Source organism: Streptomyces sp. NPDC048416 (genome assembly GCF_043200435.1).
In the GTDB taxonomy this organism is placed as follows: domain Bacteria; phylum Actinomycetota; class Actinomycetes; order Streptomycetales; family Streptomycetaceae; genus Streptomyces.
Genome location: NZ_JBICXU010000003.1, coordinates 56,287 through 70,178, shown reverse-complemented (window position 1 = coordinate 70,178; position 13,892 = coordinate 56,287). Strand labels below are relative to the sequence as shown.

18 protein-coding genes are annotated in these 13,892 nt (G+C 71.4%); 5 read left to right on the top strand and 13 right to left on the bottom strand.

Annotated elements, in window-relative coordinates; all coding sequences use genetic code 11:
* Positions 1-82: 82 nt before the first annotated feature.
* The 8 genes from ACGFW5_RS05090 to ACGFW5_RS05055 all read right to left on the bottom strand — a co-directional run bounded on the left by ACGFW5_RS05090 (position 83) and on the right by ACGFW5_RS05055 (position 4,030).
* On the bottom strand, positions 83-319 hold the full coding sequence (locus tag ACGFW5_RS05090; RefSeq protein WP_393832797.1) for a gas vesicle protein: 237 nt from the start codon (positions 317-319) through the stop codon (positions 83-85).
* Positions 316-1,104, bottom strand: coding sequence for a GvpL/GvpF family gas vesicle protein (locus ACGFW5_RS05085; protein WP_393832796.1), 789 nt, complete (start codon positions 1,102-1,104; stop codon positions 316-318). The genes ACGFW5_RS05090 and ACGFW5_RS05085 overlap by 4 nt, the downstream gene beginning before the upstream one ends.
* The gene (locus ACGFW5_RS05080; RefSeq protein WP_393832795.1) at positions 1,097-1,462 is read right to left on the bottom strand and encodes a gas vesicle protein; all 366 of its coding nucleotides are present in this window, start codon (positions 1,460-1,462) and stop codon (positions 1,097-1,099) included. Before ACGFW5_RS05080 ends, ACGFW5_RS05085 begins: the two co-directional genes overlap by 8 nt.
* Complete coding sequence (locus tag ACGFW5_RS05075; protein WP_393832794.1) at positions 1,462-1,716, bottom strand: gas vesicle protein GvpG; 255 nt, start codon at positions 1,714-1,716, stop codon at positions 1,462-1,464. The genes ACGFW5_RS05080 and ACGFW5_RS05075 overlap by 1 nt, the downstream gene beginning before the upstream one ends.
* 4 nt (positions 1,717-1,720) lie before the next feature.
* On the bottom strand, positions 1,721-2,437 hold the full coding sequence (locus ACGFW5_RS05070; RefSeq protein WP_393832793.1) for a GvpL/GvpF family gas vesicle protein: 717 nt from the start codon (positions 2,435-2,437) through the stop codon (positions 1,721-1,723).
* Positions 2,434-2,853: a gas vesicle structural protein GvpA gene (locus ACGFW5_RS05065; RefSeq protein ID WP_393832792.1), complete on the bottom strand. Its 420-nt coding sequence runs from the start codon at positions 2,851-2,853 to the stop codon at positions 2,434-2,436. The genes ACGFW5_RS05070 and ACGFW5_RS05065 overlap by 4 nt, the downstream gene beginning before the upstream one ends.
* A 299-nt stretch (positions 2,854-3,152) precedes the next feature.
* Positions 3,153-3,497 (bottom strand): gas vesicle protein, encoded by a 345-nt coding sequence (locus tag ACGFW5_RS05060; RefSeq protein ID WP_393832791.1) that lies wholly within the window; start codon positions 3,495-3,497, stop codon positions 3,153-3,155.
* A 104-nt stretch (positions 3,498-3,601) separates the two neighbouring features.
* Positions 3,602-4,030: a phage holin family protein gene (locus ACGFW5_RS05055; protein WP_393832790.1), complete on the bottom strand. Its 429-nt coding sequence runs from the start codon at positions 4,028-4,030 to the stop codon at positions 3,602-3,604.
* A gap of 170 nt (positions 4,031-4,200) precedes the next feature.
* Between ACGFW5_RS05055 and ACGFW5_RS05050 the strand changes: the two genes are divergently transcribed.
* Positions 4,201-5,034 carry a class I SAM-dependent methyltransferase gene (locus tag ACGFW5_RS05050; protein ID WP_393832789.1) on the top strand — a complete coding sequence of 278 codons (834 nt, stop codon included), beginning with the start codon at positions 4,201-4,203 and terminating at the stop codon, positions 5,032-5,034.
* A 184-nt stretch (positions 5,035-5,218) separates the two neighbouring features.
* Positions 5,219-5,572, top strand: coding sequence for a VOC family protein (locus tag ACGFW5_RS05045; protein ID WP_393832788.1), 354 nt, complete (start codon positions 5,219-5,221; stop codon positions 5,570-5,572).
* Between the two features lie 145 nt (positions 5,573-5,717).
* Here the strand turns inward: ACGFW5_RS05045 and ACGFW5_RS05040 are convergent, their stop codons facing one another.
* Positions 5,718-7,685, bottom strand: a complete 1,968-nt coding sequence (locus tag ACGFW5_RS05040) for a DUF5107 domain-containing protein (protein ID WP_393832787.1) — start codon at positions 7,683-7,685, stop codon at positions 5,718-5,720.
* Positions 7,686-8,065: 380 nt separating this feature from the next.
* Between ACGFW5_RS05040 and ACGFW5_RS05035 the strand changes: the two genes are divergently transcribed.
* Positions 8,066-8,407, top strand: a complete 342-nt coding sequence (locus ACGFW5_RS05035; protein ID WP_393832786.1) for a DUF6204 family protein — start codon at positions 8,066-8,068, stop codon at positions 8,405-8,407.
* Between the two features lie 82 nt (positions 8,408-8,489).
* On the opposite strand, the gene ACGFW5_RS05030 is transcribed toward ACGFW5_RS05035, so the two are convergent.
* From ACGFW5_RS05030 to ACGFW5_RS05020, 3 genes are all read right to left on the bottom strand, one after another.
* On the bottom strand, positions 8,490-9,107 hold the full coding sequence (locus ACGFW5_RS05030; protein ID WP_393832785.1) for a GNAT family N-acetyltransferase: 618 nt from the start codon (positions 9,105-9,107) through the stop codon (positions 8,490-8,492).
* A 257-nt stretch (positions 9,108-9,364) separates the two neighbouring features.
* Positions 9,365-9,688: a hypothetical protein gene (locus ACGFW5_RS05025; protein WP_393832784.1), complete on the bottom strand. Its 324-nt coding sequence runs from the start codon at positions 9,686-9,688 to the stop codon at positions 9,365-9,367.
* A 29-nt stretch (positions 9,689-9,717) separates the two neighbouring features.
* A complete protein-coding gene (locus ACGFW5_RS05020) occupies positions 9,718-9,957 on the bottom strand; it encodes a lipopolysaccharide assembly protein LapA domain-containing protein (RefSeq protein WP_393832783.1) in 240 nt (79 codons plus the stop codon).
* 175 nt (positions 9,958-10,132) lie between these two features.
* On the opposite strand from ACGFW5_RS05020, the gene ACGFW5_RS05015 reads away from it, so the two are divergent.
* Both ACGFW5_RS05015 and ACGFW5_RS05010 read left to right on the top strand, forming a co-directional pair.
* Positions 10,133-10,864 carry a GntR family transcriptional regulator gene (locus tag ACGFW5_RS05015; protein ID WP_393832782.1) on the top strand — a complete coding sequence of 244 codons (732 nt, stop codon included), beginning with the start codon at positions 10,133-10,135 and terminating at the stop codon, positions 10,862-10,864.
* Between the two features lie 157 nt (positions 10,865-11,021).
* Positions 11,022-12,125 carry an adenosine deaminase gene (locus ACGFW5_RS05010; RefSeq protein ID WP_393832781.1) on the top strand — a complete coding sequence of 368 codons (1,104 nt, stop codon included), beginning with the start codon at positions 11,022-11,024 and terminating at the stop codon, positions 12,123-12,125.
* Here ACGFW5_RS05010 and ACGFW5_RS05005 read toward each other — a convergent pair.
* Positions 12,106-13,863 carry a CocE/NonD family hydrolase gene (locus tag ACGFW5_RS05005; RefSeq protein ID WP_393833075.1) on the bottom strand — a complete coding sequence of 586 codons (1,758 nt, stop codon included), beginning with the start codon at positions 13,861-13,863 and terminating at the stop codon, positions 12,106-12,108. The genes ACGFW5_RS05010 and ACGFW5_RS05005 overlap by 20 nt on opposite strands.
* Positions 13,864-13,892 lie beyond the last annotated feature (29 nt).

Here is a 13,892-nt window from a genome sequence, read left to right as displayed (position 1 = left end):
GCGGTTCGGCCGTGCGCGGCGTCCAGGGCGTCGACGATCTCCTTGTTGATGATGTCCGAGTTGATGATGTCTGTGGTGTCCATTACGCCGACTCCTCGAAGTCTGCGAACCCCGTGCGATCCTCGAAGTCGTCGAAAGGCGAAGGGACTTCGGAGCTGACCGAGCTCACCAGTGCGTTGAGGTCGATGCGGACGAGGTCCACGTCCGCGATCCGCAATGTGAGGTCGCCGGTGATGACCACGCCGCCGGCGAGCAGCCGGTCGAGCAGGTCGACGAGGGCGACCTCACGCTGCGCGAGGGCTTCTCCGTCGTCCCTCACGACTGCTCCCCCTCGCCGTCGCCCGGGCCGCCGGCGAAGGAGTACGGCGCCCAGGGGCCCGTCAGTTCCACGCGTACGCCGTCGTCGGCGGCCGGGGTGCGTTCGCGCACCGCGGCGACGAACTTCTCACTGTGTTCGCGCGGCACCAGATAGGCGGCGTTGAGCACGTTCTCACCGGGCGCGCCGGAGAGCTGTCCGCTCTGCGGCCGGTGCAACCGGCCGTCCTCGGCGCGTTCGCACAGTTCGGCGTGCAGGGCGCGCGCGAGCGTTCCGGCCCGCTGCCAGGTGTCGTCGCGCGACTGCCGCTGGCCGAGTCGTTGCCGCAGGTATTCCCGTCCGCTGGCGGCCTTGGCCTTCAACTCGGGCTTGGGCGCTGCCGGTTGGGACTGGGCGTACACCTTGACGCCCCATTCGACGCGTCCGTCGAGGCGTTCGATGGTCGGTACGAAACGGGCGCGCCCCGAGTCGATCAGGCGCCGCACACCGCTCTCGTCGCGGCACACCGTGGCGAGCCGGAGCGGCACGGGGCAGGTGACCGAGGCGAGCGCGGCGATCACCGCCTCATGGGTGCGGGCGGTCGCTGCGAGCCAGTCCAGGTCCTCCAGGCGACCGCGGAGCGCGGCAGCGTCGAACTCGGCGGCGGGCACCCGGCTCACCGCCGCGCACAGCCCGTCGTGCTCGATCACCCGGGGCGGCTCCCCGTCGAGGCCGCGCACTCCGTCGGGGAGCACCCCGGAGAAGGGGGGCGTGACGGCGTACACGTACAGCAGTTCGTCCTCAGTCATCGGTCACCGCCCTGTGTTCCTTCGTCGTGGCCGCCTCGGCCCCGTCGGTGCGTGCTGCTTCCAGCGCGGCGAGCCGAGCCTTCAACTCCTCGTTCTCCCTTGCGAGTTCACGTCGCCGGGCACCGGTGGAGAGAGAGGGGTCGTCCTCCCACCAGTCGATGCCCATTTCCTTCGCCTTGTCGATGGAGGCGACGACGAGCCGCAGTTTGATCGTGAGGAGTTCTATGTCGAGGAGGTTGATGCGAATGTCCCCGGCTATGACGATTCCCTTGTCGAGGACGCGTTCGAGAATGTCGGCGAGGTTCGCGCCGCCGCCGTCGGACGGGTAGGCGTCGGGGAATCGTGCCGGGGTCGCCATCAGTTCCTCCCGAAATCGGATGCGGCGCGCGTGGGGTGTTCAAGCCGGTCGAGGAGTTCGTCCTCGCGGCGGTCGAACTCTGCCTCGTCGATCTCGCCCTCCATCAGTTTCTGTTCCAGCTGGGCGAGTTCACGTCGCACGGTCGCCGGGTCGTAGTACTGCCGCTCCGCCTCCGCGGCAACCTGCCCGAGCACCCAGAAGGTGCCACGGACAGGCGCCGCGGGAAGCAGCAGCAGCTCCTTCAGGAGGCCCACTGGTTCACCCCGTGAAGCTGTAGGGGGGCAGCGGGCCGTGCACCTGGACCACCAGGTGGGGCGCCTGGGCACGCAACCCGTCCACGGTCGCGATGAACTCGTCGGCGCTCTCACGCGGCACGAGGAAGGAGATGTTGGACAGCCATCCGGTGGACTGGGGCCCCGGGCACTGCTCCTCGGCGGCCTCCCGCAGGGCCTGCTCCACCAGGGCGGCGTCGGCCTTTTCGCGCTGCTGCACGGCGGCGGCGATGCGCTCGCCGAGCCGCAGCTTCTCCTCGTACGTGCCGCCGCCGGACTTCCGGTTGGCCTCGCTCAGGGCCCTCAACTCGGCGTTGTCGGCGAGTACTTGATGCAGCACGGCCTCTTCGTCATGGGTCGCCTTGACGTTGTACTCGACCTTGCCGTCGAGCGCTTCGAGGCGTTCCAGGTAGCGCTCCTCGTGCTCGGCGAGCACGGCCCGTACGGCTTCGTCGTCCGTCGAGACCCCGCCGAAGCGCATCGGCAGCACGGGGCCGCCGGCGCCCGCCTCCGCGAGGACGTTCTGGTGGGCGAGCAGGTCGCGGCGCTTGGGCTTCAGCTCCTCGGGAGCGTCGCTGACCAGTGCGACCAGCTCACCCTGCTCGACGGTGCGCACCGGGCGCGGCGGTTCGCCGATCCCGCCCATCTGCTCGGGCAGCCGTCCGTGGCTGCGGCGGGCGATGCCGTAGACGTACGTGGTCATTCCTGCTCCTCCTTACGGCGCGAGGTGGTGCGCCGGGCGCGGGGCTTGGACTCGTGCTCGCCGTCGTCGCGCGCTTCCTTGAAGGCATCGGAGATGGTCTGCGCGGCGCCCGAGAGCGCTCCCTTGGTCTTGCCGCGGGCTCCCGATTCGGTGACGTCGCCGACCAGGTCGGGAAGACCGGGGTTGCGGTGCGGACCCGCCTCCAGGTCGAGGCGGTTGCACGCCTCGGCGAAGCGGAGATAGGTGTCGACGCTGGCGACGACGACGCGTATGTCGATCTTCAGGATCTCGATGCCGACGAGGGAGACACGCACGAACGCGTCAATCACGAGTCCTCGGTCGAGCACGAGCTCCAGGACGTCATAGAGGCCACTGGTGCCGCCGCTGCCGCCTTGCTGTGCCGGGACAACCGTCATGGCGTCCGGCCCTCCTTACGTGTCGTCCGACTTTCTTCTGTCAGGTGTTGCCTGTCGCTCTGCTGTCGTTCTGCTGTCGTCCGGCCGTGCTTTTCGCGTTGTCCCTGTTGTCTGCGTTGTTCGCGTTGTTCGCGTTGTTCGCGTTTTGGGTCACGGTGCCGGCCTTTGTGTGCTGTGCGTCACGCGCCATGGGCCGTACGCCGCACGCCACATGCCGTGCGCCACGTGTCGTGCGTCGCGTGCCGGCGTGTCGGGCGGTGACCGCTGTGCGGCTTCCCGCTTCTCGCGCCGGCATGCGCTCATGTGGCGCGATCGGCCCTGCCGCGTTCGTATCTGCGCAGGCGCTGGTAGCCGGTGAGTTCGCCGTGCGAGTCGAGTTCCACCTCGTACGAGGCGAGGAGGCTCATCGTGTCCGGAACCCGGGAGAGTTCCAGGACCTCGATCTTCAGCGACCAGCCGTCGTCCGTGCGCTCGAAGGACGAGACGGACTCGGCGGCCATGCCGATGAGCTCGGACAGCTGGGCGCGGGCGCCCCGCAGAACTTCCACCGCACTCGGGAGGCCGTCGTCCTCACGGGATTTCGGGGCGGACTTCGCCGCCGTTCTGGAGGATGTCTTCTGTGGGTTCTCGGATGTGTCAGCCATGTCACCTCGCGTTCTAGGTCTTTCGGGTAGCCGCGACGGGCCAGCTCAAACCCCCTGCGGGCGGTTCCGGCCCGACTGTTTCGTCGCGGCGCTTGCGTCATGGGCTAGCGGGTCGTGTCGTGGGGCGCGCCCAGCGGGCCGCGCGGGGGCTCGGGAACACCCGGCGGGACGCCCGGCGGGACGTTGGGCGGGACGACCGGGGCGCCGGGCGGCACTCCCGGCTCCAGCGGCGCGGCCATCCGTTCGGGAGGCGCGCTCCGGCTGCTGCGGGCACTCCTGCTCAGCAGTGCGGCGGCGCCGAGCAGCAGTACGGCGACGATCAGCGCGGCCGCCCAGTAGGGCAGCGCCAGGGCGAGTACCAGGAGCAGGAACGCGGTCAGCGCGGCGCCTCCGTAGAGCCCGGCCGCGCCGGCCCCCGCGTACATGCGGGCGGCGTGGCGCTGCTTCCTCGTCTGTTCGCGCAGCTCGTCCCTGATGGCGTCCCGGACGACCTGGGAAAGCTGCTCCGGCAGGTTCGGCAGGTTCGTTTCCATGGCTCGCCGAGTACCCGGCGGGCCCGACGGTAGTCCCGTGGGGACCGCCGCCGGATGCCCTTTCGGAGCAGAGGCGATCGTCCACATCGCAAGACACGTATCTCAGGATCTGATCCCGTCTCTTAAAGTGGGGTCATCATCAGGGCAGTTCACCGAAAGGGAGTCCGCTCATGTCGAAGGAGACGTCGCGGCCGACGCCGGGCGAGAGCGCGGTCTACACCCACGGCCATCACGAGTCCGTACTGCGTTCGCACACCTGGCGCACGGCCGCCAACTCGGCCGCGTACCTCATCGGTGAGCTGAAGCCGCACATGCAGGTCCTGGACATCGGTTGTGGTCCCGGCACCATCTCCGCCGACCTGGCGGCGTTGGTCCCGCAGGGGCACGTGACGGCGGTCGACCATACGCCGGGCATCGTCGTGCGGGCCCGCGCGCACGCGGCCGAACGCGGCCTGGAGAACATGTCGTTCGCGGTCGCCGACGTCCACGCGCTGGACTTCCCCGACGACACGTTCTGCGTCGTCCACGCCCACCAGGTGCTGCAACACGTCGGCGACCCGGTGCGGGCGCTGCGCGAGATGCGCCGGGTCACCAAGCCCGGCGGGATCATCGCGGTGCGCGACAGCGACTACGGCGCCTTCGCCTGGTACCCCGAGGCGCCCGCCCTGGACGGCTGGCTGGACCTGTACCACCGCGTCGCGCGCGCCAACGGGGGCGAGCCGGACGCGGGCCGGCGCCTCAAGTCGTGGGCGCTGGCCGCCGGTTGTACGGACATCACGGCCTCCGCCGGCACATGGTGCTTCTCCACCGAAGAGGAGCGGGCCTGGTGGAGCGGCCTGTGGGCGGACCGTACGGTGGCCTCCTCGTACGCGGATCTGGCGGTCGAGGGCGGCCATGCCACACGGGGGGAACTGACGGAGATCGCCGAGGCCTGGCGGGCCTGGGGCGTCCAGGACGACGCCTGGTTCCTGGTGCCGCACGGCGAACTCCTGTGCCGCGTCTGAGTCTTTTGTGAGTCGCCTGTGAGTCGTTTGTGAGTCGCGTGTGTCGGGTGTGAGTCGCGTGTGTCGGGTGTGAGTCGCGTGTGTCGGGTGTGAGTCGCGTGTGTCGGGCCTGTCGGGTGACCGGGGCGGGGCGGGCCCGCGGATCGCCTGTCGCGGGCGATCTCTCCCAACTAGGCTTTGCCTCATGGAGATTCTGGGGACCACGCTGCGCATCTGCGTCGACGACCTGGAGAGCGCGATCGTCTTCTACGAGCGCGTCACCGGCGGTCGGGCGCTCCGCTTCGACCGTGGCGGCGTGTCCGTCGCCGCGGTCGGGGCCTTCCTGCTGATGAGTGGGCCGAAGGCGGAGCTCGAAGTGCTGCGCAAGGTGGCCGCGACGGTTGCCGTCGTCGACGTCGACGAGGCGCACGCCACACTGACCGGGGCGGGCGCCCACATCATCGCCGGCCCGGTCGCGACCCCGGTGGGCCGCAATCTGATCGCCCTGCACCCCGACGGTTCGGTCTTCGAGTACGTCGACCGCAAGTCGGCAAGCTGACCGTCGGGGCGGGGCTCAGCCCACCGCGTCGCGGGTGACCTCGGCGGCGACGGTCGCCCGGCGGGCCTGTCCTGGCCGGCCCGCCCGGTCAGCCCGGCCGAACGCCGCCGACGCCGTGGGCGCCGACGGAGGTCGGCGGCCGGGGTCAGTCCTCGGGGCGCATCCGGTACTGGTAGCGGTCCGGGAGCGGGTCGTCGGTGAGGCGGGACCACACCTCGTTCAGGGTCTCGGCGCCCTCGCGCAGGTCGGCGACCTCGAAGCCCGCTTCGAAGAGGGCACGGGCCGCGGCCGGTTCGCCCTCCGCGAGGAGGAGTTGGGCCTCGACGAGGCGGAACCGCCCGCGCTCGCGCACGGCGGGGCGCAGCCGGTCCCAGATGGAGCGGGCGTCGGCGGGGCGGTCCGCCGCGAGCAGTGCCTCCATCGCCTCGCGGCCGAGCGCGGCGTCGGCCGCCGTCCACGGCTCACCCTCCCTGCGCTCCTGGCAGAAGTCGTCGTAGGCGTCGGCGTAGCGGTCGGCGGCGCGGCTCGGGTGTCCGGACAGCTGGTCGGCGACGGCGAGGCAGCGCAGCAGGGGCCATCGGGAGGGGGCGAGCGGCAGGCCGCGCTCCCAGCTGCGCACGGCCTGAGCCCGGTCGCCGGCGTGCCACTGGGCGATACCGAGGTGGTATTCGGTGAGCGGGTCGGCGGGTGCCGTCTCCAGCATGTCGCGCCAGTGCGGTGCGACGAGCGTGGGGCCGGGCGGGGCCACCTTGCGCGGCTCGGGGAACACGCCGGTGTGCAGCAACTCAAGCCAAGGCTGCTGTTCTTGAGTGAGCGTCAGGTCGGGGAACGGGGTGCCGGGCAGTTTCACCCCCGTACGCAGCACTTCGAGGGCGCCCCAGCCCGAGCCGGTGGCCAGGCGATCGCCTGGTTCGGCGTCGGCGAACGGGCGCCAGGCAACGTACGCCTCCTCCACCGTGGCGCGGGGCAGGGCCCGCTCCAGGCTTTCCTCGGTCTCGGCGCGGGCGGCCGCCCAGTCGGCGCCGTGCACGCGCGCCCCGTCGGCGGCCAGCGGCCCGTACGCCTCAAGCCAGGCGAATTCGGCGCCCGCGTCGAGAGGCACGTGCTCCAGCTGGGTGCGGGCCAGGCCGGCCTGGATCTCGGCGTACCCGACGGTGCCGGGCTCGCTCAGCCACTCCTGCCAGCGGCGCCCGCCCGGCCCCGAGCCCCACAGGAACAGCTTGCGGCCGCGCAGAGTGTCCGTGGAGGTCTGGACGAGGCCGTGGCCGCCGTCGTCGAGCGAGGCGATCCAGCGGCGGGCGCCGTCGGGGACCTCGTAGAAGTAGTCGGCCGGGTATGCGCTGCGCAGCGGGTACGTGCGGTCCGCGCCGTCCCGGACAGGGACCGGCACCCGGCGCAGGGTGCGTTCGTACCCGAAGTGCCAGGCCTCGTCGGCGGGGGCCAGCACGCGCGTGTGCTCGCCCTCCTCGACGGCGATGTTGGACCACCAGTAGACGGGAGCGGTCCGCTCGTGCGGGTTGCGGATGCGGACGCCCACGTACAGGAAGTCCGAGTCGTCGGGGAGCCAGAGGTCGACCTGGAAGGGGAGGTCGCGCAGCCGCTCCCACTCCCACAGGCGGACCATCCGCCCGCCGTCCGGCGCCGGGACGAGGGCCGCGTGGACGGGGGCGCAGGACAGCGTGGTGTGGCCGGTGGCACCGATGTTCCACTCGATGCCGCCGGAGAACCAGGCGCCGTTGAGCGCGAAGTCCGCGGGCTGGAACACCGGGTTGGTGTAGAGCAGTTCGCGGCCGGTGGGCTTGTGGAACAGCGAGTGCACGCGGCCACCGAGGCCGGGCAGCACGGTGGCGCGCAGCCGGTCGTTCTCGATCACGATCGTGTCCAGCTCGATCATGGACCGCTGTCGACCGTAGCCGTCGAGGACCCGCACCGGCAGCAGGGTCTCCAGCGGCTCATATCCGATCTGGCGGGCCATGTCGCGTGGGAGCCCTTCGCGGACCCGCTCGTCGAGTTGGTGCAGTTCGTCGCGCGGGCACAGCGCGGGCAGCGGGTTCGCCTCGCCCAACGGGGCGCCGGGCAGGGTCAGTACGGCACGTCGCACGGTCGTGGCCAAGGCAACCTCACTCCCTCGTACGGGGCTTCGGCGGCTCTTTCGGCCGACCCCCCGATGACCATGGAACACCGCGCCACTGACAACGGCCAGGGGCACCCCGGGTCAGGATTGCGCAAAGGCGGTCGGAGCGGGGGGCGGACCGAGGGCGCGGGGGGGGGAGGACGGGGAGCGGGGGAAGGGGGGCGGAGGAAGGGGGGCGGAGGAAGGGGGGCGGAGGAAGGGGAGCGGGGATGTGCGGCCGGCTCGCCGCAGCGAGGTGGCGAAGGGAGGTGCGGCCGGCTCGCCCGCAGCCGTCGGCGGCGGAATCTCGATCGACACATTCCGCTCCATGGGCGACGATCTACCCGCAAGCGGCAGGCGGTACGGAAGGACAGCGGAACATGAGCGAGCAGCACACCTACCGGGTCATCGTGCGCGGAGTGTGGGACGGCCTGAGCGAGGACTCGCGGGCGCGGCTGCTCGCCGAGGTCGACGACCACGGGCTGACCGCGATGACGTTCTCCCAGGAGGGCTCGCTCGCGTACGACCGCACCCTGAAGCATTTCTCGTGGCGCTTCACCGTGGTCTCCGACGCCGCCGACGGCGACGAGATGGCCGCCGCGATCGCCGAGGACCGGGCCGAGTCCGCGCTCACGGCGCTCGGCCACGGGTTCCGCGATCTGCGCTCGACGGTGACCGACCTCGACACCATGAAGATCAACTACAAGGGCGGACGCCGCTGAGGCCTTCCGGCCGCCCGGCCAGGAGCCAGAACGCGGTTGCCAAGTACCTGGCGCCAGCAGTTCACGTGCACACGACACGAGCCTAGGACGCGGATCTCCTGTCCCGTTTCCGGTCCGGTTTCCTGTCCGGTTTCCCGTCCGGCAGCGGCGCCGCGCCCCGCTCCGTCATCTCCTTCGTGATCGCCCAGCGCTCGTGGTCGCGCCACGCGCCGTCGATGAGGAGGAAGTCCGGCGAGTACCCCTCCAGGCGGAAGCCCGCGCGGCGGACCAGGTTGATGGAGCCCTCGTTGCGGGGCTGGATGTTCGCTTCGAGGCGGTGCAGGCCGAGCCGGGTGAAGGCGTGGCGCACGACCAGGGCCAGGCCCTCGCTCATCAGGCCGCGGCCGACGGCAGGGGCGAACGCGCCGTAGCCGAGCGTTCCGCTCAGGAAGGCGCCTTCCACCACGTTGTTGATGTTGATGAACCCGGCGATGCGGCCGTCGGTCAGTTCGCACACCAGGAAGCCGTGCCGGGCCGGGTCGCCGAGGAGGCGGTCGACGTACGTTGCGTACGCGCCGGCATCGGTCGGCGGGAAGAGCCAGGGGGCGTGCAGAGGCCGGCTCGCCGCGGCGAGCGCGGTGAACTCCTCGGCGTCCTGGCGGGTGAAATGCCTGATGCCCACGCGGGGGCCCTCGGAGAGAAAGCCGGTCCTGGTTCGCATCGGATCAGGCTACTGATCACCGCTCGCGCGCCGCTGGCCCTACGGGCAGTACAGGCACTCAGGCGCTACAGGCACTACAGCCACGCTATTGAGCACTGCTCAGGCTCGGGCTCGCATGGCACATCGCTGATCACTGCCTCGCGCCCCATTGCGCCGCATCCCGGCGAACCACGCCCCCCTGCGCCACGCCCCACTGCCAACCACACCTCGCCCCACCGCACCGCGCCCCACCGCACCGCGCCCCACCGCACCGCGCCCTACCGCACCGCGTCCTGCGCGGAGCCGCCGGTCGGGCAGTCCTCGGTCTTCTGCACCACGCCCACCCGTACGCGGGTGTAGGAAGCGAGCAACGCGCCCGCCGCCGGAGTCTGTTCGCACACCTTCCAGTTGAAAGGCCACAGCACGCTGCGGTGTTCGCCGCCGATGTCCTCGACGTCGAATCGCACCCCCGCGCCGAGCTTGTCGTAGACCTGGAGGAGCCCCTTGCCCACGAACGCCGGCATGTGCCGGGGTGGCGCGGCCTCCTCGGCCCGTGCGGTGCCCGTCGATGCCACGCCCGCCAGGGCCACGAGCGTCGTCACGGCAGCCGCGGCCCGTGCCCGCGCGCCCCTCACCTGCCCCGCCTCTTCAGGAAGTAGCCGCAGCACAGACCCACCACGAACACGGCGAGCAGCGCGAGGTAGAGGGGCATGGAGACTTCGGGGACCAGCAGCCGGATCGTGACGTGGCGGGTGTTCTCGAAGATGAAGACGAGCGCGAGGATCCCGAGGACCAGGACCGCGATCCTGCCCGGTGTGACGGCACCGCCCGTCCGTCTGCGCGTCCCGCTCGTCTCGCCCGTGGGGCTCATGACCTGGCCCTTCCGCTCGTGATGGCGCAGCATTCCTGCGCTCAGCGTGACGGATGGGCCACTACGGAGAGCGGTGGAGCGGGCCGTACGGGTGAGGAGACAGGCGCGGGGCCCTCCTTGTCAGACAAGTAGCGGCGGGGCATGCTGGCCTTCCGGTACGGCGAGGGGCGGGTTCATGGCAGGGAACGGACAGCGGCGCAGGCCGGTCGTCGCGCTGTACGAGCGCATCGCGGACGCGGTCCACGACGGCACCTATCCCCCGGGCTCGACACTGCCGTCGGAGCCGAAGCTCGCGGGCGAGCTCGGCGTGAGCCGGCCGGCGCTGCGCGAGGCCCTGCTCCTGCTCCAGGAGGACGGCCTGCTCTCGGTGCGGCGCGGCGTGGGCCGCACCGTCAACGACAGCCCGCCGCGGCGGGGCTTCGAGCAGCTGCGGGCGCTGGAGGACCTGCTCGGCCCCGTACGGGTGCGGGCGTTGCTGCGCAGCCGTGAGGAGCCCACCGACTTCACCACCCAGCATCTGCTCGCGCCCGCCGGGTCCGAGCTGCGGTTCTGGGAGTCCGTGCTGGTGGGGGCGGATCTCGCGGTCGCCCTCAGTCATGAGTGGGCGGCGCCCGACGACGTACTCGCGCGGCTGCATCCCGCGTTCGGCGAGGCGCTCTCGGGCGAGCCCGCGGTCTCGATGCTCGCGGTGCTCACGGAGTGCTCGCGCGCGGTGGCGCTCACGGCGGTGAGCCAGGTGAGCGCGACGCTGCTCGGGCGGCGCAGGGGTGAGCAGCTGGGCCGGCCCGCGGACACCCCGGCGGTGCTGGTCACCCAGGTCGTCCGGGTGGAGGGCACCCCGGTCCTGGCCGCCAAGCACATGCTGCCCACGGGTGCTCCCGCGCTCGCGGTCCTTCAGTCCCCTTAGGTCCTTCAGCCCCCCTGCATCCTCCACCCCCCTAGGACGGGACCCCGGCCCAAGGGGGCCGCGGGCAGTCCCCCTGGGCCGCGGGCAGTCCCCCCTGGGGCGGGGCTCCCAGGACTCGGGACCGGGCCCGGGGCGGCACGCTGTACACTCCCGCCTCATGCACTTGTCTGACAACCTCGCCGCCGCCACGCCCCTCGTCCCGGCCGAGTGGATCCGCCGCGCCCCCAAGGCCGTCCTGCACGACCACCTCGACGGCGGCCTGCGGCCGGCCACCATCGTGGAGCTGGCCCGCGCCTGCGGCTACACCGCGCTGCCCACGGAGGACCCGGCCGAGCTCGCGCTCTGGTTCCGTGACGCCGCGGACTCCGGCTCCCTGGAGCGCTACCTGGAGACCTTCGCCCACACCTGCGCGGTGATGCAGACCCGCGAGGCGCTGCACCGTATCGCGGCCGAGTGCGCCGAGGACCTGGCGGCCGACGGGGTCGTCTACGCGGAGGTGCGCTACGCCCCCGAGCAGCACCTGGAGGGCGGCCTGAGCCTTGACGAGGTCGTGGACGCCGTCAACGAGGGGCTGCGTGAGGGCGAGCGCCGCACCGGGGGCCGGATCACGGTGCGCGCGCTGCTCACGGGCATGCGGCACACCCGGCGCTCCCTGGAGATAGCCGAGCTCACCGTCGCCCACCGCGACCGCGGGGTGGCGGGCTTCGACATCGCGGGCGGCGAGATCGGCAACCCGCCGGCCGAGCACCTGCCGGCCTTCCAGCACCTGAAGCGGGCCAACTGCCACATCACCATCCACGCCGGTGAGGCCGTGGGTGCCGAGTCGGTGCACGAGGCGGTCCAGGTGTGCGGCGCCGAGCGCATCGGCCACGGCGTGCGGATCACCGACGACATCGCCGCGGACGGCACGCTCGGCCACCTCGCGGCCTACGTCCGGGACAACAGGATCGCCCTTGAGGTCTGTCCGACGTCCAACCTCCAGACGGGCGCGGCTCTTTCGTACGAGAAGCACCCGATCGACGAGCTGCGCAGGCTCGGCTTCACGGTGACCCTCAACACCGACAACCGTCTGGTGTCCGGCACCACCATGAGCGAGGAGTTCCAGCACATGGTGGACGCCTTCGGCTACGGCCCGGACGTTTTCGAGGAGTTCACCGTCGCCGCGGTCGAGGCCGCGTTCCTGCCGCTGCCGCAGCGCCGTCGCCTCATCGAGGAGATCGTGCGTCCCGGCTACGCGGCGATCAGTTCAACCGGCCGCTGACAACGGGCAGTTGGAGCGTCCCCGTGTCACCGGGGGCGCTCGTGACGGTCGCCGGTTTGATGCCCTTGTTGCCCAGGTAGGCATCATCGCTCGCGGCGATCGCGAACTCGATGTGGTGCCCGGCCTCGTAGCGGTGCGCGATGCCGGGCAGCGTGACGGTGAACGCCTTGGTGACGTCGGGCACCCGTACCGGGGCGACCAGGCGCCGCACCAGCGTCTTGGTGCCGTCGGGCGCCACGTCGTACAGCTTGGCGAACAGGACCAGCTTGTCGGCGGCGTCCTTGGAGTTCTGCGTCTTCCTGGCCGCGGGCGACGAGACCTTGAGTGTGGCCTTCGCCGAGCCGACGACGTCGACGGGCGCCTTCAGGGCGGCCGTGTCCCAGCCGAGGTAGGTGCCGGGCGTGTCGTACGGCGCGGGGTCGGGCAGGCCGATCATGCCGGCCAGTGAGCTCTCCGAATGGCTCGTCGGTACAAGGGAGTTGGTGTACGTTCGGCTGCCGCGCGCCACCTTCGCGCGGGTGTCGACGAGCTTGCCGTCGCCCGACAGGTACACCTTCTGGGAGAGCGGCGGGACCTTGGCCGCCTCGCCGTAGCCGCTCTGCCAGTCGCGGTAGTACGCGAAGGCGGGCCCGGTGTCGGTGTGCTGCTGCTTGCGCAGGTAGCGGTCGAACCACGACAGGATGCGCTGCCCGGTGTAGCTGCTCTCCAAGTTCCCCTTGGTCAGGTCGAGTTCGCCGGGCGCCTGGCCGCCGCTGTGGCCCCAGGACTGCCAGATCATCTTGGTGGTGGTGCCGTTGTCCTTCAGCGCGTTGTACGTCGCCGTCGCCTCGTTGAGGTTGAACAGGCTGTCGGTCTGGCCCTGGATGAGCAGGGTGGGGGCCTCGACCCGGTCGAGGTAGGTGACCGGGGAGACGCTGCGGGCGTAGCGCAGCATCGCGGCGGTGGGTGCGGCGGGGTAGCTGCCCGAGTTGAGCAGGCCGATGGTCGTGCAGGCGTCGGGGGCGAAGTGCACACAGCCGAGCGTGCCCCAGTGGGAGGGATCGAGGTTGGGCGGGGTGATGGGTTTGCTCTCGCCGATGAGGTAGAAGCCGTTGGTCCACTGCCACTTGAAGGCGCCGGGCACCGTGCGGTCCGCCACGTTGTTCGGGTCGAGCGCGTAGGACAGGTCGTTCCAGGTGATCATCGGGACGAGGGCGTCGACGCGGTGGTCGACGGCGGCCGTGGCCATTTGGACGGCGCCGCCGTAGGAGCCGCCGATCATGCCGACGCGGGGGTCGCCCGGACGGTCCTTGGTGACGAAGTCGACGCGTGTGCCGTCGTCGGCGGCGCGGGTCCCGGCCAGGAAGTCGATGAGCCGCGAGGCGGCGTGGCCGTCGATGCCGGGGGCGTCCAGGGAGATGAGACAGCCCGACGTGCCGAAGCCGAGCCCCGAGTAGGCGAGGGTGACATAGCCGCGGGTGGCGAACGCCTTGGCGGTGCCCGCGGTGCTGCCGTCCGCCTTGTTGCCGCCGAAGCCGTTGGTGGTGAGCACGGCGGGCGCGGGGTGTTTCTTGTCGACGCCCGCCGGGCGGTAGAGGTCGGCGTCGATCGTGCAGGTGCTGCCACCGGCCCGGACGGTGAACTTCAGTGCGGTGACGGTGACTTGGCTCTGCGCGGGGCTCTGCGCGGCGGCCGGCGCCGTCGACAGCAGGGGAAGGGCGAGCGCCGCGCCGAGCGCGGTCGCCAGGGGCTTGCGGATTCTGGGCACGGTACGGCGGCGGGTCACGG

What these genes read in the sequence shown, in the direction of transcription:
- ACGFW5_RS05085 (WP_393832796.1), bottom strand. Translation starts at nt 1,104, where the DNA reads ATGACTGAGGACGAACTGCTGTACGTGTACGCCGTCACGCCCCCCTTC.
- ACGFW5_RS05080 (WP_393832795.1), bottom strand. Translation starts at nt 1,462, where the DNA reads ATGGCGACCCCGGCACGATTCCCCGACGCCTACCCGTCCGACGGCGGC.
- ACGFW5_RS05070 (WP_393832793.1), bottom strand. Translation starts at nt 2,437, where the DNA reads ATGACCACGTACGTCTACGGCATCGCCCGCCGCAGCCACGGACGGCTG.
- ACGFW5_RS05065 (WP_393832792.1), bottom strand. Translation starts at nt 2,853, where the DNA reads ATGACGGTTGTCCCGGCACAGCAAGGCGGCAGCGGCGGCACCAGTGGC.
- ACGFW5_RS05060 (WP_393832791.1), bottom strand. Translation starts at nt 3,497, where the DNA reads ATGGCTGACACATCCGAGAACCCACAGAAGACATCCTCCAGAACGGCG.
- ACGFW5_RS05055 (WP_393832790.1), bottom strand. Translation starts at nt 4,030, where the DNA reads ATGGAAACGAACCTGCCGAACCTGCCGGAGCAGCTTTCCCAGGTCGTC.
- ACGFW5_RS05050 (WP_393832789.1), top strand. Translation starts at nt 4,201, where the DNA reads ATGTCGAAGGAGACGTCGCGGCCGACGCCGGGCGAGAGCGCGGTCTAC.
- ACGFW5_RS05045 (WP_393832788.1), top strand. Translation starts at nt 5,219, where the DNA reads ATGGAGATTCTGGGGACCACGCTGCGCATCTGCGTCGACGACCTGGAG.
- ACGFW5_RS05035 (WP_393832786.1), top strand. Translation starts at nt 8,066, where the DNA reads ATGAGCGAGCAGCACACCTACCGGGTCATCGTGCGCGGAGTGTGGGAC.
- ACGFW5_RS05030 (WP_393832785.1), bottom strand. Translation starts at nt 9,107, where the DNA reads ATGCGAACCAGGACCGGCTTTCTCTCCGAGGGCCCCCGCGTGGGCATC.
- ACGFW5_RS05020 (WP_393832783.1), bottom strand. Translation starts at nt 9,957, where the DNA reads ATGAGCCCCACGGGCGAGACGAGCGGGACGCGCAGACGGACGGGCGGT.
- ACGFW5_RS05015 (WP_393832782.1), top strand. Translation starts at nt 10,133, where the DNA reads ATGGCAGGGAACGGACAGCGGCGCAGGCCGGTCGTCGCGCTGTACGAG.
- ACGFW5_RS05010 (WP_393832781.1), top strand. Translation starts at nt 11,022, where the DNA reads ATGCACTTGTCTGACAACCTCGCCGCCGCCACGCCCCTCGTCCCGGCC.